Here is an 18,241-nt window from a genome sequence, read left to right as displayed (position 1 = left end):
TGCACCCGGTTCGGGCCTCTGCAAGACACCGGCCGGGCACCGGAAAACCCCGGCTCAGGCGAGCTGACCGAAGAGCCGCTGCACCGGCTCCCGGACCGCGGCCTGGGCCAGGTACTGGCCGATCCCGTGGTGGTTTCCGCTGTTGTTGGTGACCAGCGCGTCGGTGATCAGCTCCGCAGGGGCGTACTCCGGGCGCAGGGTATGCCCCAGCGCGACGAGATCCCGAAGATCGGACACGTTGCGCCAGGCCCGCACCCCCGACGGCACGGCGGGCGGCCGCGCCAGCTGGTCCCGCACCTCGGTGATCGCCAGCGGCGACCCCAGCGTCACCAGCAGCTCCACCTCCGGGTCGCGCTCCCGCAGCACCTCGTACGCGGCCACCGACCCCAGGCTGTGGCCGATGACCACCACCGGCCCGTCCGCCGCCGGCAGCGCCTCCGCGACCACCTGTCGGATCGCCCGCCCCCTGCCGCCGAAGAAGTACGCGTGGACATCCCTGAACGTGCGCCGCACCAGCTCCCGGAAGAGCGCCGTCCGCAGCGGCCGGGGCAGCGGCAGCACCTCAAGCGGCAGCGCCGCACCGTTGCCGGGCTCCTCCTCGCCGCCGGTCTCCGCCGCGCCCAGGGTCTCCGCCAGGTACGTCATCTCGCGCAGCCAGCCGACCAGCGCGCCCTCCACCGCCACCTCGCCCGGGCCCCCGGACGTCCGGCCCTCCAGCCCCGCGTCCCCCGACTCCCGCCAGGCTTCCGCGACCGTCCGCGCCACGAACTCCTCCGGCGGGTCGAACACCCCGGACTCGGCCGCGGCCGCCGACTCCACCCCGGTCGCCGGGCCGCCGTCCAGCGCGTCCACCTGGAAGTCCGCCAGCGGATGCGCGTACTGGAGCGGCGCCCAGTAGGCCATGCGGGACACCTCCGCCATGTCCCGGCCGAAAAGCGCCTGGTCCCACTGCGACTTGAGCAGGTCCGGACGGACCTTGTTCCCGTTGCCGTGCACGTAGACCATGGTGGGCCGCATACGGTGCATTCCGTCTCCTGCCGCCGATCCTCCGCCGCAGCTCCTTCCCGGCGGCGCGCACGACCCACCGGCGCCCGGCCGTAAGCCACTCCAACGGCCGGGCGCCGGGCCGTGCCGGGGTTCACTGCGAGGGGTAGATGTCCCCGGCCCGCATGGCGCTCTCCTGCTCGCTCCGGCTCTGCAGCCGGCGGGACTTCTCCTGGAGCCGCTGCCGCTCCTCGGGATCGCTGGTGTGCTCCGCGGCGTCGGCCAGCTGCCTGGCCTTCTCCCGCATCTGCTGAAGGCGTTCGCGTGTCTCGTCCGCTCCCATGACCGTTCCTTCTCGTCCCGTGTCGGTACCCGGCGCCGCCGGGCGCGCGCCGTGTCCGGTGTCCGCCCGGGGGGCCGCTGCTACCAGCGAATCAGGGCCCGCGGCCGACGGCACCTCGAAGCATCACGCTGCGGCGCTGACCAGGCACGGAAACGAAAACGGTCGGCCGGTCGACCCCGAGAGCCCCCGGCTTCGGAAGCGCATAATGGGGGCCAGTGGGAACCAACCTGTCCGGAGGCGGATCCCGATGGCCCCCCTTCTCCCCGTCCCGGTCGCCGGCCCGCGGGCCGGCCTCGGCCACACGTCCGTCCCGAGCGGCACCCCGGCCCGCCGCTCCCGCGGGTAGGCGGACTCCGATGCCCGCCACCAAAACCCGCAGCGCCACCGCGGCCCTCGGCGGTGCGCCGTGCTGGGTGAGCCTGATGACCCACGACCTGCGGGGTGCGCAGGACTTCTACGGGAAGGTCCTCGGCTGGCACTTCCGCCCCGGGGCCGTGGGGAGCGCGTTCGCCGTCGCCCTGTCCGGGGGGCAGCCCGTCGCCGGGATCGGCACCCTGGCGCCCGAGTGGCACGTCGCCGTCGCCTGGACCCCGTACTTCGCCGTGGAGAGCGCCAACGAGGTCGCCGCCCGGATCCGCGAACGGGGCGCCACGGTCGCCGTCGGCCCGTTGGAAGTGGGCAAGGGACGCGGTGCGCTCGCCGCCGACCGGGACGGCGCGGTCTTCGGCCTCTGGGAGGGCCAGACGCTCTCCTGGGCGGTCGGGCAGGGCGAGGCGCCGATGTGCCTGGAACTGCGCACCCGCGACGCCTTCGAGGCGGCGATCTTCTACGGCGAGGTCTTCGGCTGGTCCCCGGACCGCCCCGGCGGCTGCGACATCACCTACGAGCACGACGAGGTCGTGGTGCGGGACGAGGGCGGGCGCACCGTGGCCGCGCTGCGCGGCGGCGCCGTCGAGTCGGCCCCGGACCCGCATGTCCGCCCCCGCTGGCACGTCTACTTCCCCGTGCACGACATCGAACAGGTCACCGCCGCCGCCGTGGCCGCGGGCGGCTTCGCGCTGCCGGTGACGCCGATGGTGGACGGCGGCGGCTGCGAGGCCGTGATCGGGGATCCGCAGGGCGGGCTGTTCACCGTCGCCACCGCGCAGAGCTGAGGCGGACCGGCCGACACGCCCGGCCGTTCTCCCGCCCCGCGGCGTGTCTCCACCGGATGGCCCGCCAGCGTTGGCGCCCGCGGTCAAAAGGGACGTTGGCTGAACGGAAGCAGGCACGAACCAGTACGCACAACGCCCGATGAGCGCCGGCACCCCCCGGTGCGGACGCTCTCACCTCGTTCAGTGGAGTCCCTACATGTCATCTGAACCAGCTCCTCGTGGGGGCCAAGCCGATCCGCCCCCGACCGACCATGGCGAACACGTTCCACCCAGCAGCCAAGAGAATGTCTCGTTCCGCACCCTGGTGTGGACGGCGGCCACCACGAGACCGGTGGAGGAAGTCGCCGCCCTCGTGGACCTGCTCAAGCGCACCGGCGAAGACCCCAACCCGGGCGACGAAGCGCTGCGGGTGGCGGCGACGACCCGCCCGGTGAGCGAGGTCGGGCCGCTGCTCGCCCTGCTCGGCGAGGCCCCGCACACCGCGGAGGCGAGTTATGAGGCGCTGCGTGCGGCGGCAGTGGAGAGATCCGTCGACGAGGTCGTCGAGCTGATCAAGCTGTTCGACCGCGCCAAGGCGGGGCAGCTCCCCACCGGGGCGCCGTCCGACGGCGACGGCTACTCCGACGGCCATCCCGACACCGCGGGCCTGGGCACCACGGCCCTGCCCAGCCTCAGCGACCCGTTCGCCGAGCCCTATCCCGACCCCTACGGCCACCAGGGGCCCGACCTCGCCTACCCGGGTCAGGGGCCGGGCGGCGCCCCCGGCCACGGCGACCCGGCGATGCGGGACGCCCCGCCGCGGCCGCCGCGCGCCCCGTGGCCGGGGGCCGGCGCCGCGCCCGGCGGCCATGACTGGCAGGGGCACGGGGCACCCTCGCCCGGCCAGGCGGTCGGCGGCGTCCTGCGGTCCGTGCTGCGCTGGCCCGCCGCGGTGGCCCTGGCCCTGTGCGGGCTGGGGCATCTGCCGGTGGGAACGGCGGTGACCCACAACCCCTCCTCGGACGCCATCTCGCTGATCATCGCCGTGGTGTACCTGCTGCTGGCCGGCTGCCTGGCGATGCGCGACACGGCCGCCATCTGGACGGCCAGCGCGGCGGCCGCGGTCACCGTGATCGTGCTGCACGCGCTGTCCCGGGCCGGTGTCCTGGTCCCGCTGCGCAGCAGCCTGGGGGACGCCTCGATGTGGCCGGAGCTGCTGGCCGTCGGACTGGCGATCCTCAGTGCCGGACTCGCCGGTGCCGCGCTGCTGCTGCGTCCGCGCCGGGTGAGCCCCGCGCCGGCGGGTGCGTGAGCGGTGCGCGGATGCGGCGGCCGTCCCCGCGGGACGGCCGCCGCAGCATGTGTCCCGGCGTCACGCCACGCTGTCGGCCAGCTCCTTGACCCCGCGGCGCCGCGCGCAGTGCGCACAGCAGAAGTACCGGTCGCCCGCCGCCTCCAGCCCGTGCCCGAGGATCCGGCACTGGCAGTTCTCGCAGGTCGGGGCGATCAGCTGGGCCGCGCACTCCACACAGTCGAAGGAGTGCACCGCGCCGTCGATGTGCACCTCGAAACCCCGCGCGTAGTCGTTCCCGCAGACCTCGCAGACCGTCATGGTGATCCCTCCGTCCCCACGGATCCGTCGGTGGCACCGGGCGTGCGGAGCCGCTCAGCCGGCTCCCCGGCGCGCCCCGCACCTCCCCTCCATGGTCGCACCGGCCCCACCGCCGCGCAGTCCGCCCGGTCCGCTCACTCCGACGACGAGTAGCGGCGCAGCACCCACGCCGGCAGGACGAACCAGCACCCCACGAACCACGCCACCAGGACCGCCACCACCCACGGCGCGGCCTCGGCGTTCAGCGCCAGCCGCAGGATGAGCAGCAGCGCGGAGGCGACCGTGGCCAGCAGCAGCACCACCCCGACCAGCGCCAGCCGCGACGCCCACAGCACGGTCTGCGGCTTGAGCCGGTGCCCGGCCACCAGCCGGTGGAAGGTCACCGTCCCCACCAGCGCACCGGTGGTGGAGGCCCCCAGCAGCAGGGTGATCACGTAGATGTTCCGGTCCGTGGTGCTGAGCGAGGCGAACCGCTGGGTGAAGACGACGGTGAGCAGAAAGCCGAACAGGATCTGCACCCCGGTCTGGATGACCCGCACTTCCTGCAGGAGTTCGGTCCACCGCCGGTCGGCGCGCTGCTCCTCGGTCTCGTTGCGGTCCCGCGGCCAGATCAGCTCCGACTCGCCGCCGTCATCCGGCTGACCGTTCAGTGCGACTCCTCCCGGTCCCCGCGGCCGTGCCGCTCACTTGGTGTGCTCCGGCCGGTCGGCCTGGAAGGCCAGCGCGTCGTCGGTGACGTCCACCCGCACCCGGTCCCCGCTCGACAGCGCCCCGTCGAGCAGCATCCGCGACAGCCGGTTGTCGACCTCGCGCTGGATGGTCCGGCGCAGCGGCCGGGCCCCGTACTCGGGTTGGTGGCCGCGGCGGGTGAGCCAGTCCACGGCACCGGGGGAGAAGTCGACGGCGATGTCCTGGGCGTGCAGCCGGCGGCGGGTGCCGTCCAGCAGCAGCCCGGTGATCTGGTGCAACTGCTCGTCGGTCAGCTGGCGGAAGACGATGATCTCGTCGAGCCGGTTGAGGAACTCCGGCCGGAAGTGCCCCCGCAGGGCGCTGAGCGCCCGCTCCCGCGCGCCGTCGTCCGAACCCCCGTCCGCCGTCCCGAAGCCGAGCACCCCGCGACCGCTGCTGAGCGCCTCCGAACCGAGGTTGCTGGTCATCACGATCACGGTGTTCTTGAAGTCGATGGTGCGCCCCTGAGAGTCCGTCAGATGCCCGTCGTCGAGCACCTGCAACAGCATGTTGAAGACGTCCGGGTGCGCCTTCTCCACCTCGTCGAGCAGCAGCAGCGAATACGGGTGGTGGCGGATCGCCTCGGTGAGCTGGCCGGCGTCCTCATGGCCGACGTACCCGGGCGGGGCGCCGATCAGCCGGCTGACCGTGTGCCGCTCCTGATACTCGCTCATGTCCAACCGCACCATGCGGTCCTCGCTGCCGAACAGCGCCTCGGCCAGCGCCCGCGCCAGCTCGGTCTTGCCCACCCCCGTCGGGCCGAGGAAGAGGAAGCTGCCGATCGGCCGGTTCGGGTCGGCCAGTCCGGCCCGGGACCGCAGCACCGCCTCCGACACCGCCGCCACCGCGTCGTTCTGACCGATCACACGGTTCTGCAGCCGCCCCGCCAGCCCCAGCAGCCGGTCCTTCTCCTCCTCCGTCAGGCTGCTCACCGGCACCCCGGTCTGCCGCGACACGATCTCCGCGACGTCCTCCGCGGTGACCTCCACGATCCGGCCGTCGCCCCCCATCGGCCGCTCGCCCGGCGTCTCCTGGACGGTCCGGATCTGCTCGGTGAGCGCCGCGATCCGGTCCCGCAGCTCGGTCGCCCGCTCGTACTGCTCCGAGGCGACCGCCTGGTCCTTGTCCCGCCCCAACTGCTCCACCTCGCGCTCCAGATCGCGCACGTTGGGCGTCTTGGTGGCCGACCGCAACCGGACCCGGGCCCCCGCCTGGTCCAGCAGGTCGATCGCCTTGTCCGGCAGGAACCGGTCGGTGATGTACCGGTCCGACAGCTCCACCGCGGCCAGCACCGCCTCCTTGGTGTACCGCACCTGGTGGTGGGCCTCGTAGCGGTCCTGGAGCCCACGCAGGATCTGCACCGTGTCCGGCACCGTCGGCTCGGGTACCAGGATCGGCTGGAAGCGGCGGGCCAGCGCGGCGTCCTTCTCGATGTACCGCCGGTACTCCTCCAGCGTGCTGGCCCCGATCACATGCAGCTCGCCGCGCGCCAGCGCCGGCTTGATCATGTTGCTGGCCTCCAGCGCCCCGCCCTCTCCGGTGCCACCGCCCGCCCCCACCACGGTGTGCAGCTCGTCGATGAAGACGATCAACGAGTCGGAGTGCGCCCGGACCTCCTCGATGATGTTGTTCATCCGCTCCTCGAAGTCGCCGCGGTAACGGGTGCCGGCCACCACCGCGGTCAGGTCCAGCGCCACGATCCGCCGCCCCGCCAGCGTCTCGGGCACCTCCCCGTCGGCCAGCCGCTGCGCCAGCCCCTCCACGATCGCGGTCTTCCCCACACCCGCGTCGCCGACCAGCACCGGATTGTTCTTCCCACGCCGCGACAGCACCTCGATGGTCTGCTCGATCTGCTCCTCCCGCCCGATGACCGGATCGATCCGGCCGGCCCGGGCCAGGTCCGTCAGATCCCGGCTGTACTTGTCCAGCGTCGGTGTGTCGTGATGCGGTACCGGGCCGTGCTCGGCGCCCGACCCCGACGGCTGGTGCGCCCCGGCACCCCCGTGCCCGCCCGCGGACGCCTGCGGATCGAAGTGCGCCAGGTGCAGGATGCGCCCCGCCGCCGAGTCCGGATTCGAGGCCAGCGCCTCCAGTACGTGTTCCGGCCCGATGTACGACGCCCCCGTGCCGCGCGCCAGCTCGTGCGCCCCCAGCAGTGCCCGTTTGACCGCCGGGGTCACCGCGACGCTCTTCTGCAACGGCCCCGACCCGGCGTTCCGGTCGATCTCGGCCGCCAGCACATCCGGATCCGCCCCCGACTGCCGCATCAGGCTCCGGGTCGGCTCGGTGCTCAGCGCCGCCCGCAACAGGTGCTCGGTGCCCAGCTCGGGACTGCCGTGCTCGGCGGCGTACGCGGCGGCGGAGGTCACCAGATCGCGGGCCGGCCCGCTCATCAGCCGGGCGATGTCGGCCTGCCGCGGCATGGGGGTGCCCCCCTCCTCACCCGGCGACTGCGCGGAACGCCCGAAGAAGCGCGCGAGAAAGTCACCAAACGAGTCCGGGCCATAACCCTCCGGACCCATGAATCCATCGGTCATGTGCGTCCGTTCCGCTGTCACGACGGTGCCGCGACACGCTGCCTAATCAGGTACGTACTGCGCCTTCCCGGTGCTGTCGCCCGGTGCGTCGTCGCCGCGACGTGCGACTCCTGCTGTGACGTGCGACTCCTTCTGTTCAGGATCGGTGCCACCGGGACCGTTCGCACCTTCGGCACCTCCCATCCGGGCCCGCACCGCCCCGTCGTCGCCCCCGCCCGCCGCCCCCCGCCGGGCCTGCCCTGCCGCCCCGGCCCGTGGCTCCCGGTACGGCTCCCCGGAACGACTCCCCCGAATGACCACGCCGAGTGGCGATCCCGCCCCCGAACCGCTCGGCATGCCGATCCCGCCGACCACACCGACCTGACCGGCACCCCACCCACAAGCCGTCCGCGCCGCCTCCCCGGCGCCACCACCTTCTCCCCGTAATTCGCCCCTTCGGGTTGCAGCAGGTGAAAACGCACTCCAGGGCCCATCCGGCCCGCTATCTTTGACGGCTTCACAACGCTGGAAAGGGAGGAAGGCATGAGCACCCTGCCATGGACCGTCGAGCGTATTCGTGAGGCGCTCGCCAGCCCGTCCCTCGCCCGGCGCTTCGACGACGAGATGAACCGGGCACGGGCCGACGAACGGCCGGAGATCTTCGCCAAATGGCAGCGGATCGCGTGCGGCCTACGAGCGGCCGGCGATCACTGAGGCCGATCGCCCGAGTCGACCGCCTCAGGTCAGGACGCGCGGCGCCACCCCTCGCCCCGTCGCCGCCCCGTGCACGGCCCGCAGCGCCGGAACCGCGGTCGCGAGGACGAACAACCCGAAGAGCGTGATGGGGAGCAACCCGACCGGCCGCAGCAATCGGGCCGGATCGGCCTGCATGTAGGACCAGTTGACGATCCAGTTCGCCAACACGTCCAGCGCCATCACGCCGGCACCCAGCCGAACCCCCGCCGGCCGCACCAGCCCCACCAGCACGACCACCAGCGGGTCGAGCACGACCAGGCTCACGAAAAGCACCTGCACCGGCACCGGGGCGAAGGCCGCGTACGCATGGATCCCGCCACGCGCGAGATCCAGCACATGCGCGCAGGTCCCCTCCACGAACCCGATGACATACACCACGAGCACCCAGCGCGCCCGCCGCGCCAAGCCCCGCCACCGCTCCCGCGGCCCGCCCAGTAGCTCTTCTCTCATCGGCCCAACGTACGTCAGCCCGTGCACCAGGGGCCGGTCGATGCCTGGGGGAGTGCCGACCCGCGGTCATGCCTGGGACTGTCCAAGTCCCGCCCATCGGTGCTGCACTGGATGATGCAACGGATGACGTAAAGCACGACGCAACACATGACGCAACGCATGCCGTGAGGCATGACGCAACGGACGACGCGGCCGGTGAACGGAGCGGCCGCGGTCGGGTATCGATGTCCGGAGGTGCCGGTGGACTACCTTGAAGCGGATCAGCAGCCGAAAGAATCCGAAGAGCCCGAAGAGCCCGGAGAACCCCAAGAGTCGAGAGAATCGGCAGGATCGGATGTAGCGGCCGCGAGCATTCCCGGCCCCGGGCCCCGGCCGGACGGCGGGGCCGGAGCCATCGCGGCGGCCGGCGGGCTGCACACCTACCAGTTACGACTGCACGCCGAATACGGGCCCGTCGTACGGTTCCAACTGCCCGGCGTGGAGTGGGCGGTGTCGGTCGCCGACCCCGTGCTGCTGGAGGCCACGGCGCGCCTGGACGAGCGCCCGGATCCGCTGTTCGCGTTCCTGGATCCGCTGTGCGAGGCGGGCAACATCCAGGTGATGCCCGCCGCCGAACACGCCCCTTGGCGGCGCCTGTTGCTGTCGGTTCTGGCCGGACGGCCGTCCCATGAGCGGCACTTCGCACGGTTCACCGCGCTGACGACGGAGCTCGCGGACCGCTGGGCCGAGCGGGCGGAGCGGGCCGACCGCGAGCCCGTCGGGCTGCAGAAGGACCTGACCGCGCTGTCCCTGCGGATGATCTGCGCGTACGCGCTGGGCGGTGAGGTCGCGGACCCGGACGGCGTGATCGCCGCGTTCGAGGAGGTCCTCACCGAACACCTGGGACGGCTCTACGAGACACCGGGCAGCGACGCCCAGGAAGGCCGCGCCGAGCGGGCCGTGCAGGCCCTCGCCCACCTGCGCGCGACGGTCGACCAGGTCGTGACGGCGCACTGTGCCACCGACCGGACCGGCGACACCGACCGCACCGGAACCGCCCGACCCGGAACCGCCCGCACCGACAAGAGCGATCTCATCGGGGCGCTGGTGGCGGCCGGCGAACGGCCCGCGCGGATCCGCGACACCGTCATGATGACGATGCTGGCCGCCCACCACACGACCGGCGTGGCCGTTTCCTGGACCCTGTATCTGCTCGGGCGCCATCCCGAGGTCGCCGAACGCGTCGCCGACGAGCTGGACCGCGTACTCGGCGACCGCGCGGCGCCCGACTACGCCGACCTGCGACGCCTCACCTACCTGGAGATGACCCTCAAGGAAGCGATGCGGCTCTACCCGCCCGGCCCCTACGGCGCACGGGAGACCGTCGAACCGCTCCGGTTGGGCGACCACCTGATCCCGGCCGGCGCCACGATCTTCTATCCGATCTGGGCCGTCCACATGAACCCCGACTACTGGCCCCAGCCCGAGAAGTTCCTGCCCGAGCGGTTCGCCCCGGACGAGGTGGCCCGGCGGCCACGGCTGGCCCATATCCCCTTCGGCTTCGGGCCGCGCAGCTGCGAGGGTGCCGGACTGGCCATGGTCGAGGCCGAGTTGGTCCTGGCCGTACTGCTCAAGCGCTTCCGCTTCCGGCCGGCCCCCGGGCACCAGGTGACCCCCATCGAACGGTTCGTGCTCTGGGCGGCCGACGACATCCGGATGAACGTGAGCCGCAGGAGGCCCGGGTAGTCCATCGACCGACGTCCGCCGTCGACGTCGCCGTGCGAGGTCCCGCATGCGAAGCGCGACTATCTGTTGGCGTTCGGGCCGGGCCGCTCCACACGGTGCCGTACCCACACATTCGGCTCGACGTAGACGGCGTGGTCCTGCGCGACGTCGCAGTGCACCGGAACGAGGGCGCCCGGGACCTCGATCCGGCCGTCGCGGTCGAACGGCAGGCCGGTCCACCGCCGCCACTGGCCCAGCGAACCGCTGACCGTCATCGACGCCGGCGCGACCTTCTCGATGGTGCCGCCGGCCCTGACGTGTACCCGCAGCCATGGATCGGCCGGCAGCCCGTCGCCACGCCGCCGACGGATGTACTCGGCCATGGGGACGTGCGGTTCGAGGTGCTTGGCCGTAGGCCGCACCGGGGCGAGCAGCGTGTCGTGGCCCTGCCGACCGACGGCGTCGCGCAGCGCGGCCAACATCCGGGAGGAGAGTCCACGCCCGAGGCAGGCGGTGTCCACCGTGATCTCCAACGCGCCGGCGACCGTCTTTCGTGTCCTGTGTTCCTGGTGACGCTCGCGTCCGCGCATCGCCCGCCGATCCCGGAACGCCCAGGTCAGGACGCGATCCCACCCACCGTCCGGCAACTCCTCCCCACCATCGACATCGACATCGACATCGACATCGACATCGACATCGACATCGACATCGACATCGACATCGACATCGACATCGGCGTCGGTGTCGACATCGGCCTCGAACGGCACGCTCAGCCCGCGGGCCACGACGCGCTCGCCCTCGGTCGCCACCACGCAGTAGTGGGGAAAGTCCTCCGGGACGCGGCCCAAGTAGGCGGCCGCGACCGGATCGTGCGGGATGAATGCCGGCCAGTTCTCGTCGATGTCGTAGATCCGCGGGATCAGCGCCGGCCGCTCGGCGAGCGTGGTGATGTCGATACCGGCAGTGCTGGAAGTCCTGGAAGCCCTGGCGGTGTTGCGGGTGTTGTGGTCGTTGTCGGTGTTGTCTGTCACGGCCGGTCACCCTGCCAGCGGTGAACGATCCCGGCCAGTGGTTTTGTCGGAGGCCCGCGACGGGCCCGGCGATGCGGTCACAAACCGAGCAGCTCCGCGAGGTTGCCGCCCAGGACGCGGTCGCGCAACTCTCCCGGCCGGGTGACGCGTTCGACGGTGGCGCGGGCGAGAACCGGGTCGCCATACGGCGCGTCCGACCCGAACAGGGTCCGCTCGGGCACCTCGTCGATGGCGAGTCGCACCGCGAAGACTAGGTGGGCCGTGGACAGTTCCAGGTACATGTTGGGGGTTTCCCGGGCCAGCTCGACGGCCGTCAACCAGTTCAGCCCGCCGAGTTGGCTGACCACCAGGGGAACGGCTGGGTGCCTGCGGGCGAGGCCGGCCAGCGTCGCCAGGTCACCGGCCGTGGTCGGGGCGAAGCCGTGCACGACCACCGGCAGTCCACCGTGGTCGGTCGCTGCCCGGAGCACCGGCTCGACCCGACCGGCCTCGTCCGGCGGCGGCGTCAACTCCCCGATCCCTCGGAAGCCCCGCCCCACCACCTCCCGTTCGACATCCTCCGCAATCTGCTGCGCCCCCACGTCCAGACGAACCTTGCCGAAGCCGATGAAGCGGTCGGGGTGGGCCGCACAGGCCGCGTCGAGTTCCTGCCAGGCGGCTCGGTAGCCGTCCGCACCGCCCGACCGCCCACCGATCGTCTCGTCCAGCACGCTCATCTCGCGGCGGAACGAGGCCAGATCGGTTGCCCGCTCGGGGTGCGGCCGGGTGCCGAAGAGTACGGCGCGATCGACTCCGGCCTCGTCCAGCAGGGCGAGATGGTCGTGCACCGGGTCGTGGACATGGCTGTGCGCGTCGATGATCAACGGATTCTCCTGGCCGGGTCGGGTCGGGGCGGGTCGGTGAACGAAGAACAGCCGCGAGGCGCGCGGCCGCGGCCCCAGTCTCAAACGTTGGCACCGTGGCAAGGTCAAGCCCCGCGGGGGAGGACTTGGTCGTCGACCGACGCGCGGGCCCGGTGGGGCACTCGGCCACGCGGCCTGTGAAATTTCCCGTCCGGACCGGCCACACAGCCGACCGACGGCAACAGGCTGCTCCTTTTCCCGCCGCTCTCTTTCACACCAGGCCATCGGATTCACACCCTCGACGTCGTCGGCCCCCACCCGTCGATGCACCGCGCGATCCGTGCCATCGTTGCCTGGCACCACGCCCGGCCCTGACCATGACCCTGATCAGGGCCGGGCCGGCAACGCAACTGGCCACCCCCCAACTCCCCAGCACCAAGGAGAAGTTACGTGCCTCAGTCCGCCCTTCCGCCACCCACCACGCACCGTCGCCGGAGAGGGATACGCACAGTCATCGGCGCCTGTGCCCTCACCCTCCCCCTCGCGCTCGCCGGCCTCTCCGGCTCAGCCGCGGCCGCCCCCACCCCAGCCCCCACTCCCACCCCCGTACCCATCCCGCAAGCCCGCGTGGAAGTCCCCGGCCCCGCCGGCGGGGCGGCCGGTTCCGGCTACCGCTCCGTCCCGCGTACGTTCCCGCACGCCCCGAAGCCCGCCCTCACGGCCGCCGGCCGGGCCGCCGACGGCCAGGTCACCAAGGTGATCGACAACGGCGACACCAAGGACCGCCTCGATGTCGTCGTCATCGGCGACGGCTACACCGCGGACCAACTCGACCAGTTCCACCAGGACGTCAAGAACAAGTGGAACGACTTCCTCGGCGTGGAGCCCTACCGCACGTACCAGAAACTCTTCAACGTCTGGAGTGTGGACGCCGTCTCCACGGAGAGCGGAGTCAGCGGCGATCCAGGCAAGGACGTCGTCCGCAACACCGCCCTCGGCGCACGCTTCTGGTGCGACGACACCGAACGGTTGCTCTGCATCGACCAGCAGAAGGTCGACGCCTACGTCGCCAAGGCACCACAGGCCGACCTGGTGATCGTGCTCGCCAACAGCGCGAAGTACGGCGGCGCAGGCTACAACGAGCCCAGCCAGACCCTCGGTTACGACGGCATCGCCACCGTCTCCGCCCACGACGAGAACTCCAGTCAGGTCGCCGTCCACGAGACCGGCCACTCCCTCGGCAAGCTCGCCGACGAGTACTCCTACCCAGGCATCCCGGGATACGAGCAGTACACCGGGCCCGAGAAGCCGGAGCCCAACTCGTCCGTACTGACCGCCGACGCCATGGCCGGCGCCCGCGCCAAGTGGTACCGCTGGCTGGGCGCGACCTCGCCGGACGGCGGGCCGGTCGGCGCCTACGAGGGCGGCAACTACTACGTCAAGGGGCTCTACCGTCCCACCGAGGACTCCCTGATGCGCACCCTCGGCAAGCCCTTCAACCTCCCCGGCTCCGAAGCCATGATCGCCGGCTTCTACCGGCACGCCACCCCCGCCGCCCCGGCCGAACACGCCGGTGCCTGGAGCACCACGGCGCGCCTCGCCCTGCCCCGCCCGAACGACGCCAGGCACGGCAAGGTGGTGACCCGCTGGTACCTCGACGGCCACGAGCTGCGCCGTTACCGGGATCACGACCGCGTGACGCTTCGTCAACTCGCCCTGGGCCGCGGCACTCACCACCTGTCGGCGACCGTCACCGACGCCACCTCCGCGGTACGCGACCCCGCCGTCCGCGCCACCCTGACCCGCTCCACCACCTGGACCGTGCAACACGGCCGTGGCTCCGCCCCGGACGCCACCGCCCCACTCGTGGCACGCCCGGACCAGCGCCCCGGTGGCCACCCCTGACCAACCCGCTACGGAACGGGCCGCCAGGCAACGGGTGGCTACGGAACGGCCTGCTACGGAACGGCCTGCTACGGAACCGGTGAGAAGTCCGTCGGCGCGAGAATCCGGTTCTCCATGTTGAGCAGCAGGCCCTTCTGCTTCATCTCGGCGATGTACGCCTGCCATTCCGGGTCGGCGTACAGGGCCTTCCTGCGCCGTTCCCGGTCGGCCTGGTCCTCGTAGGCCCACAGGTGGACGACCTGGTCGTGCCGCCCCTCCACCGGGACATACCAGCCCACGCACCGCCCGAGGTACCGCTCCTGTAGTGGATAGCCCTTCTCCCGATAGAGCGCCACCCACTCCGCCACCCGAGCCGGCTGGATGGTGTACACACGATGATCGACGATCACGACTGTCCCCTCTCGTCTCGCACTACGGCGATCCCAATCCCCGTCCCGTCTCGCCGGCGACCCTACACCCAATGTTCGACGTTCGTCGATAATCGATGAATCGGCGAGGCTGCCTACACTGACGCCATGCGCTCTCTCGACCATCCGGAGCTCTCCGCGGTCTCGCTGTCCGACGCCCTGGCGGCCCTGGCCGATCCGACCCGCCGCGCGATCGTGCGGGGACTGAACGACGGCCAGGAGCACCTCGCCGGCGACTTCGCCCTCGGCGTCGCCCAGTCCACACTCAGCCACCACATGAAGAAGCTCCGGAGCGGCGGCATCACCCGCAGTCGCCCCGACGGCACCCGCTGCTGGGTCTCCCTGCGCCCCGAATTCAACGACCGCTTCCCCGGTCTCCTGCAAACCGTGCTCAACCTCGACCCGGACGCCTGATCCGGGGGGCCTTGGCATCGTCACGCGCGGCTGTCGCCGGCGGCCGGTCGTCGATGATGATGCGGGTGACGGGTGGGCACTCGTTGCCGGGTTGGTAGTGGGCGGAGGCTTCGTCGGTGTCGACCTCGCGCAGGGCGATGCCGATGCGTGCGTAGATCTCGCTCGGCTTCCGACGGCGAGCCGCCGTCGCACGCTGTGCGGCCGATCGACGGCCGAAGCCGTACTCCGCACCGAGGGTGAACCTTGGCCATGGGTTCATGTCATGATCCCGGATGGGCTGACCCCTCTCTGACAGGACCCATTGCATGCGAACCATCAGCGTCATCACCGCCGTGCACGAAGGCGGCCACCACTTCATCGGTGACACCTACGAATCCCTGCGCGAGCAAAAGCTCCCGGCTGACTGGCAATGGGAGTGGTGCGTGCAGGAAGACGGCACCTCGGGCATTCCCGCCGAAAGCCTGCCCAATGACCCCAGGATCACATTCGGGACAGGGCTGCGAGCGCGCATAGCGGTCACCCGCACCCATGCCCTCGCGCGTGCGACGGGAGACCTGGTTCGCACGTTGGACGCGGATGACGTCCTGCTGCCGGGTGCGCTGGAGCGGGACATCGAGACCCTGGAACGTGTTCCATGGTGCGTATCCGCCTGCGTGGACCTCCACGAGGACGGGAGTACGGCGCCGGGCCCGTGCGACCCTCAAGGCGGCCCCGTGGAGCCGGCCCGTTTCTACCGCGAGGTGCTGGAGCAGCGCCTGTCCGTTCAGGCAACGACGTTCGCCGCACGCCGTCGCCTGGTGTTGGCACTCGGTGGCTGGCAGGCACTGTCCGGAGCCGAGACCGTTGCGCTGCTCCTGGCGGCGGAGGCCGTGGCGCCCGGTGAGTTCATAGCGGAGCCGAGCGTCCTCTATCGCAAGCATCCCGACCAGACGACCGCATCCCACCACTACTGGGAACCGACCGAAGCGGCCACCCGGATCGACGCGCTGGTGCAACGCGTCACCGCCCTGCGGGAGACAGGCTGGAAGTGGAAGTAGACGCGAAGTGGTCGGTGTCCGGCGTCACATCGACAGCCCGGTACGCCGACTTCCTCCCCTTCCTCCCCTTTCTTCCCTCTTCTTCCCCCTTCTCCTTCTCCCTCCTTCCTCACTGATCGGAACGGGCTGGGAGCAGGCCGTCCGCGACCAGCCCCGCGAGCACCGCTTCGCCCAGGGCCTGGACGGCGGACTGCGGGCGGACCATCACCGTGAACTCCTTGATCCGACCGTCGTCGTCGAAGTGCAGGAGGTCGACGCCGTGGATCTGCCGGCCGTTGACGGTCGCCCGGAACGGCAGGATCGCCGACGGGGACTCGGTGCCGTCGGCGGTCGTCTGCGCGGCGCCGTCGTACCGCCCGATGTAACGGAAGTCCTCGAAGGTGCGCAGGAGGACGCCGAAGAGGCCCATCACCATGGGCCTGCCCTCGAAGGGCGTGAACTTCACCGGGCTGTAGAGGCGGATGTCCTCGGTGAACAGGTCGTCGAGGGCGGCGAGGTCGCGGTCGTCGACGGCAGTGCGGAAGCGGCCTGCTGTGGTCATGGCTTCTGACTTCTCCCTCGTCATCATGAATGTGATTAGTCATTTTCTTGAGTACCATGAACGGCGCCCCCACGGAAAGAGCGGACGAGCAGAAGGCCGGGCCGAGGGGCGACGAGTGACAGCGGTAGCTGACGAGAGGGAGGCGATTCGATGGCCTTGCGCCATGCCGTGCTGGCGGCGCTGCTCGACGAGGAGCTGAGTGGGTATCAGCTGGCCAAGGCGTTCGACCTGGGTGTGGCGAACTTCTGGTACGCCCAACCGCAGCAGCTGTACGCCGAGTTGACCAGGTTGGAGAAGGACGGGCTGATCAGGGGCCGTGAAGTGGTCCAGGATGCCCGGCCCAACAAACGCCTCTTCCAGGTCACCGATGCCGGTCTGGCGGAACTGGAGCACTTCGCGGCCGCCGCCACCAAACCCTCCTTCATCCGCGATGACTTGACCGTGAAGGTGCAGGCGGCCGACCACGTCGACACCGAGGCGCTGATCGCGCAGCTGACCGAGGGTGCCGCCTTCGCCCAGGCCAAGACCGACCTGTTCGGCCGGCTGCTGCTCACGATGCGCGGAGAGCGCACCGAAGAGGAGTACCTGCGCCACGGCGAGCGCATCGGCCCGTATCTGACGTGCCTGCGCGGCCTGGCCTTCGAGCAGGGCAACCACGACTGGTGCGAACGCACCATCGCGATCCTGCGGGACAGGCAGGTGGCCCGTGCCGGGCACTGAGCCGGGCTATACGCGGTTCGTCGCCCTGGGCGACCGCATCCGCCAGGCGGCCCGTCGCCACGGAGTCACGGTCGCCGGGACCGGTCACCACCCCGTGGTCACCGACCCCCGCCTGTGGAGCCCGGACCGGCTGCACGCCAGTCCCCTCGGCCACCGGCGAATCGCCGCCGCCGTCGCCCATGCCCTCGCCCTGCCTGGGAGCGACGGCACCTGGACCCGTCCACTGCCTCCGCCGCAGACAGCCGTCCCCGCCGGATGGCGCGCGACCACGCACGAACTGCGCTGGGCCGTGGCCTCCCTCGGCCCCTGGCTGGGCAGACGCCTACGCGGCCGCTCGACCGGCGACGCCCACACCGCCAAACGCCCCCACCTTCTCCCCGTCCAGACACCTGCGCCTGCACCGACCCGGACCAGTCACCCTGAGGCGCCGGCCTGAACCGGCTCATCGAGCCGGTGGGTCAGGAGGCCGGACCGCCGACCGCCGGCGATCCGGCCCCGTTCAGGCGCGGCAGCGCAACATCTCCATTGGGGGATTGACGCGGAAGTCCGCCCAGAAGTCCGCTCCGAACTTGCGCATGCCGGCGTCGGACACCTCCAGTGGGTACCAGGTCACCTCACTGAACCCGGCCGCCCGCAGCGACTGTTCGTAGACCTCGCGGCGAGGGCAGGTGGTGACGAACGAGATCGGCGGTTCGAGCGGCGCCGTGATCCGCACACGCGGTCCGGTCTCGGCCTCCTCCTGTCGACAGCGTCGGTGGCAGCGGATCGGCCGAAGGCCGGGACGGGCTCAGGACAATGAGTCGTGCAGGGCAATGAGCTGCGCAGGACACGATTGCTTCACTCGATCTACTGAAGAGCCGCGGCGCATCAACTGTGTGGTGCAAACATGGGCATTCCTTTTCTGGTTATTCATGCACTTCGGGAGGTTTCATGCCCATTCGCCGCTTTCTTCGGCTCGTCGCAGTTCCGCTGATGGCTGTCCTGTTCTCGTTGGGAGCGGCTTCCGCCGCGGCTGCGGACAGCGGCACCGAGACCGGCCAAGGCGCGGCCTACGAGACGAACCTGGGCGCCCTCGTCGGTCTGCGCATTTGACCGGGGCCACGGCCCGACCCGGAAT

Annotated in this window: 21 protein-coding genes and 1 pseudogene; 10 read left to right on the top strand and 12 right to left on the bottom strand. The window is 71.2% G+C overall.

Annotated features, from left to right (window positions below; all coding sequences use genetic code 11):
- Positions 1-54: 54 nt before the first annotated feature.
- Both K2224_RS20735 and K2224_RS20730 read right to left on the bottom strand, forming a co-directional pair.
- Positions 55-1,026, bottom strand: a complete 972-nt coding sequence (locus K2224_RS20735; RefSeq protein ID WP_221908011.1) for a hypothetical protein — start codon at positions 1,024-1,026, stop codon at positions 55-57.
- Between the two features lie 112 nt (positions 1,027-1,138).
- The gene (locus K2224_RS20730) at positions 1,139-1,327 is read right to left on the bottom strand and encodes a DUF6381 family protein (protein WP_221908009.1); all 189 of its coding nucleotides are present in this window, start codon (positions 1,325-1,327) and stop codon (positions 1,139-1,141) included.
- A 356-nt stretch (positions 1,328-1,683) separates the two neighbouring features.
- Between K2224_RS20730 and K2224_RS20725 the strand changes: the two genes are divergently transcribed.
- Entirely contained in the window at positions 1,684-2,481 is a 798-nt protein-coding gene (locus K2224_RS20725; RefSeq protein ID WP_221908007.1) for a VOC family protein, read from the top strand.
- Between the two features lie 331 nt (positions 2,482-2,812).
- Entirely contained in the window at positions 2,813-3,772 is a 960-nt protein-coding gene (locus tag K2224_RS20720; protein ID WP_260692847.1) for a hypothetical protein, read from the top strand.
- Positions 3,773-3,832: 60 nt separating this feature from the next.
- On the opposite strand, the gene K2224_RS20715 is transcribed toward K2224_RS20720, so the two are convergent.
- The 3 genes from K2224_RS20715 to K2224_RS20705 all read right to left on the bottom strand — a co-directional run bounded on the left by K2224_RS20715 (position 3,833) and on the right by K2224_RS20705 (position 7,338).
- Complete coding sequence (locus K2224_RS20715; protein ID WP_221908006.1) at positions 3,833-4,072, bottom strand: hypothetical protein; 240 nt, start codon at positions 4,070-4,072, stop codon at positions 3,833-3,835.
- Positions 4,073-4,206: 134 nt separating this feature from the next.
- Positions 4,207-4,722 (bottom strand): DUF6328 family protein, encoded by a 516-nt coding sequence (locus K2224_RS20710; protein ID WP_398194166.1) that lies wholly within the window; start codon positions 4,720-4,722, stop codon positions 4,207-4,209.
- Positions 4,723-4,755: 33 nt separating this feature from the next.
- The gene (locus K2224_RS20705; protein ID WP_221908004.1) at positions 4,756-7,338 is read right to left on the bottom strand and encodes an ATP-dependent Clp protease ATP-binding subunit; all 2,583 of its coding nucleotides are present in this window, start codon (positions 7,336-7,338) and stop codon (positions 4,756-4,758) included.
- A 522-nt stretch (positions 7,339-7,860) separates the two neighbouring features.
- On the opposite strand from K2224_RS20705, the gene K2224_RS20700 reads away from it, so the two are divergent.
- On the top strand, positions 7,861-8,031 hold the full coding sequence (locus K2224_RS20700; RefSeq protein WP_221908002.1) for a hypothetical protein: 171 nt from the start codon (positions 7,861-7,863) through the stop codon (positions 8,029-8,031).
- Positions 8,032-8,055: 24 nt separating this feature from the next.
- On the opposite strand, the gene K2224_RS20695 is transcribed toward K2224_RS20700, so the two are convergent.
- Positions 8,056-8,523, bottom strand: a complete 468-nt coding sequence (locus K2224_RS20695; RefSeq protein ID WP_221908001.1) for a hypothetical protein — start codon at positions 8,521-8,523, stop codon at positions 8,056-8,058.
- A 351-nt stretch (positions 8,524-8,874) separates the two neighbouring features.
- Between K2224_RS20695 and K2224_RS20690 the strand changes: the two genes are divergently transcribed.
- A complete protein-coding gene (locus K2224_RS20690) occupies positions 8,875-10,248 on the top strand; it encodes a cytochrome P450 (protein WP_399020097.1) in 1,374 nt (457 codons plus the stop codon).
- A gap of 59 nt (positions 10,249-10,307) precedes the next feature.
- On the opposite strand, the gene K2224_RS20685 is transcribed toward K2224_RS20690, so the two are convergent.
- Together K2224_RS20685 and K2224_RS20680 are read right to left on the bottom strand one after the other, a co-directional pair.
- Positions 10,308-11,183 carry an N-acetyltransferase gene (locus tag K2224_RS20685; protein WP_221909842.1) on the bottom strand — a complete coding sequence of 292 codons (876 nt, stop codon included), beginning with the start codon at positions 11,181-11,183 and terminating at the stop codon, positions 10,308-10,310.
- A gap of 152 nt (positions 11,184-11,335) precedes the next feature.
- Entirely contained in the window at positions 11,336-12,121 is a 786-nt protein-coding gene (locus K2224_RS20680) for an amidohydrolase family protein (protein WP_221908000.1), read from the bottom strand.
- A 429-nt stretch (positions 12,122-12,550) separates the two neighbouring features.
- Between K2224_RS20680 and K2224_RS20675 the strand changes: the two genes are divergently transcribed.
- The gene (locus K2224_RS20675; RefSeq protein WP_260692846.1) at positions 12,551-14,005 is read left to right on the top strand and encodes a M64 family metallopeptidase; all 1,455 of its coding nucleotides are present in this window, start codon (positions 12,551-12,553) and stop codon (positions 14,003-14,005) included.
- Between the two features lie 68 nt (positions 14,006-14,073).
- On the opposite strand, the gene K2224_RS20670 is transcribed toward K2224_RS20675, so the two are convergent.
- The gene (locus K2224_RS20670; protein WP_221907999.1) at positions 14,074-14,394 is read right to left on the bottom strand and encodes an NIPSNAP family protein; all 321 of its coding nucleotides are present in this window, start codon (positions 14,392-14,394) and stop codon (positions 14,074-14,076) included.
- Positions 14,395-14,520: 126 nt separating this feature from the next.
- On the opposite strand from K2224_RS20670, the gene K2224_RS20665 reads away from it, so the two are divergent.
- A complete protein-coding gene (locus tag K2224_RS20665; RefSeq protein ID WP_221907998.1) occupies positions 14,521-14,826 on the top strand; it encodes a helix-turn-helix transcriptional regulator in 306 nt (101 codons plus the stop codon).
- Here K2224_RS20665 and K2224_RS20660 read toward each other — a convergent pair.
- On the bottom strand, positions 14,804-15,085 hold the full coding sequence (locus tag K2224_RS20660) for a hypothetical protein (protein ID WP_221907997.1): 282 nt from the start codon (positions 15,083-15,085) through the stop codon (positions 14,804-14,806). The genes K2224_RS20665 and K2224_RS20660 overlap by 23 nt on opposite strands.
- A 46-nt stretch (positions 15,086-15,131) precedes the next feature.
- Between K2224_RS20660 and K2224_RS20655 the strand changes: the two genes are divergently transcribed.
- A complete protein-coding gene (locus tag K2224_RS20655; RefSeq protein ID WP_221907996.1) occupies positions 15,132-15,863 on the top strand; it encodes a glycosyltransferase in 732 nt (243 codons plus the stop codon).
- 109 nt (positions 15,864-15,972) lie between these two features.
- On the opposite strand, the gene K2224_RS20650 is transcribed toward K2224_RS20655, so the two are convergent.
- Positions 15,973-16,404, bottom strand: coding sequence for a nuclear transport factor 2 family protein (locus K2224_RS20650; RefSeq protein ID WP_221907995.1), 432 nt, complete (start codon positions 16,402-16,404; stop codon positions 15,973-15,975).
- A 150-nt stretch (positions 16,405-16,554) separates the two neighbouring features.
- Between K2224_RS20650 and K2224_RS20645 the strand changes: the two genes are divergently transcribed.
- Together K2224_RS20645 and K2224_RS20640 are read left to right on the top strand one after the other, a co-directional pair.
- Positions 16,555-17,124, top strand: a complete 570-nt coding sequence (locus K2224_RS20645; protein ID WP_221907994.1) for a PadR family transcriptional regulator — start codon at positions 16,555-16,557, stop codon at positions 17,122-17,124.
- Positions 17,114-17,560 (top strand): annotated as a pseudogene (locus tag K2224_RS20640) (SGNH/GDSL hydrolase family protein); the annotation flags it as partial. The gene K2224_RS20645 and the pseudogene K2224_RS20640, both read left to right, overlap by 11 nt.
- A gap of 63 nt (positions 17,561-17,623) precedes the next feature.
- Here K2224_RS20640 and K2224_RS20635 read toward each other — a convergent pair.
- A complete protein-coding gene (locus K2224_RS20635) occupies positions 17,624-17,839 on the bottom strand; it encodes a hypothetical protein (protein ID WP_313904786.1) in 216 nt (71 codons plus the stop codon).
- Between the two features lie 215 nt (positions 17,840-18,054).
- Here K2224_RS20635 and K2224_RS20630 point away from each other — a divergent pair, with 215 nt between their 5' ends.
- A complete protein-coding gene (locus K2224_RS20630) occupies positions 18,055-18,216 on the top strand; it encodes a hypothetical protein (protein WP_221907993.1) in 162 nt (53 codons plus the stop codon).
- Positions 18,217-18,241 lie beyond the last annotated feature (25 nt).

This window comes from Streptomyces sp. BHT-5-2 (assembly GCF_019774615.1).
Lineage (GTDB): Bacteria > Actinomycetota > Actinomycetes > Streptomycetales > Streptomycetaceae > Streptomyces.
This window is presented reverse-complemented; position numbering and strand designations above follow the sequence as displayed.

Excerpts from the sequence above, each read along its gene's own strand:
- K2224_RS20735 (WP_221908011.1), bottom strand. The coding sequence starts at position 1,026 with ATGCACCGTATGCGGCCCACCATGGTCTACGTGCACGGCAACGGGAAC.
- K2224_RS20730 (WP_221908009.1), bottom strand. The coding sequence starts at position 1,327 with ATGGGAGCGGACGAGACACGCGAACGCCTTCAGCAGATGCGGGAGAAG.
- K2224_RS20725 (WP_221908007.1), top strand. The coding sequence starts at position 1,684 with ATGCCCGCCACCAAAACCCGCAGCGCCACCGCGGCCCTCGGCGGTGCG.
- K2224_RS20715 (WP_221908006.1), bottom strand. The coding sequence starts at position 4,072 with ATGACGGTCTGCGAGGTCTGCGGGAACGACTACGCGCGGGGTTTCGAG.
- K2224_RS20705 (WP_221908004.1), bottom strand. The coding sequence starts at position 7,338 with ATGACCGATGGATTCATGGGTCCGGAGGGTTATGGCCCGGACTCGTTT.
- K2224_RS20700 (WP_221908002.1), top strand. The coding sequence starts at position 7,861 with ATGAGCACCCTGCCATGGACCGTCGAGCGTATTCGTGAGGCGCTCGCC.
- K2224_RS20695 (WP_221908001.1), bottom strand. The coding sequence starts at position 8,523 with ATGAGAGAAGAGCTACTGGGCGGGCCGCGGGAGCGGTGGCGGGGCTTG.
- K2224_RS20665 (WP_221907998.1), top strand. The coding sequence starts at position 14,521 with ATGCGCTCTCTCGACCATCCGGAGCTCTCCGCGGTCTCGCTGTCCGAC.
- K2224_RS20660 (WP_221907997.1), bottom strand. The coding sequence starts at position 15,085 with ATGAACCCATGGCCAAGGTTCACCCTCGGTGCGGAGTACGGCTTCGGC.
- K2224_RS20655 (WP_221907996.1), top strand. The coding sequence starts at position 15,132 with ATGCGAACCATCAGCGTCATCACCGCCGTGCACGAAGGCGGCCACCAC.
- K2224_RS20650 (WP_221907995.1), bottom strand. The coding sequence starts at position 16,404 with ATGACCACAGCAGGCCGCTTCCGCACTGCCGTCGACGACCGCGACCTC.
- K2224_RS20645 (WP_221907994.1), top strand. The coding sequence starts at position 16,555 with ATGGCCTTGCGCCATGCCGTGCTGGCGGCGCTGCTCGACGAGGAGCTG.
- K2224_RS20630 (WP_221907993.1), top strand. The coding sequence starts at position 18,055 with ATGCCCATTCGCCGCTTTCTTCGGCTCGTCGCAGTTCCGCTGATGGCT.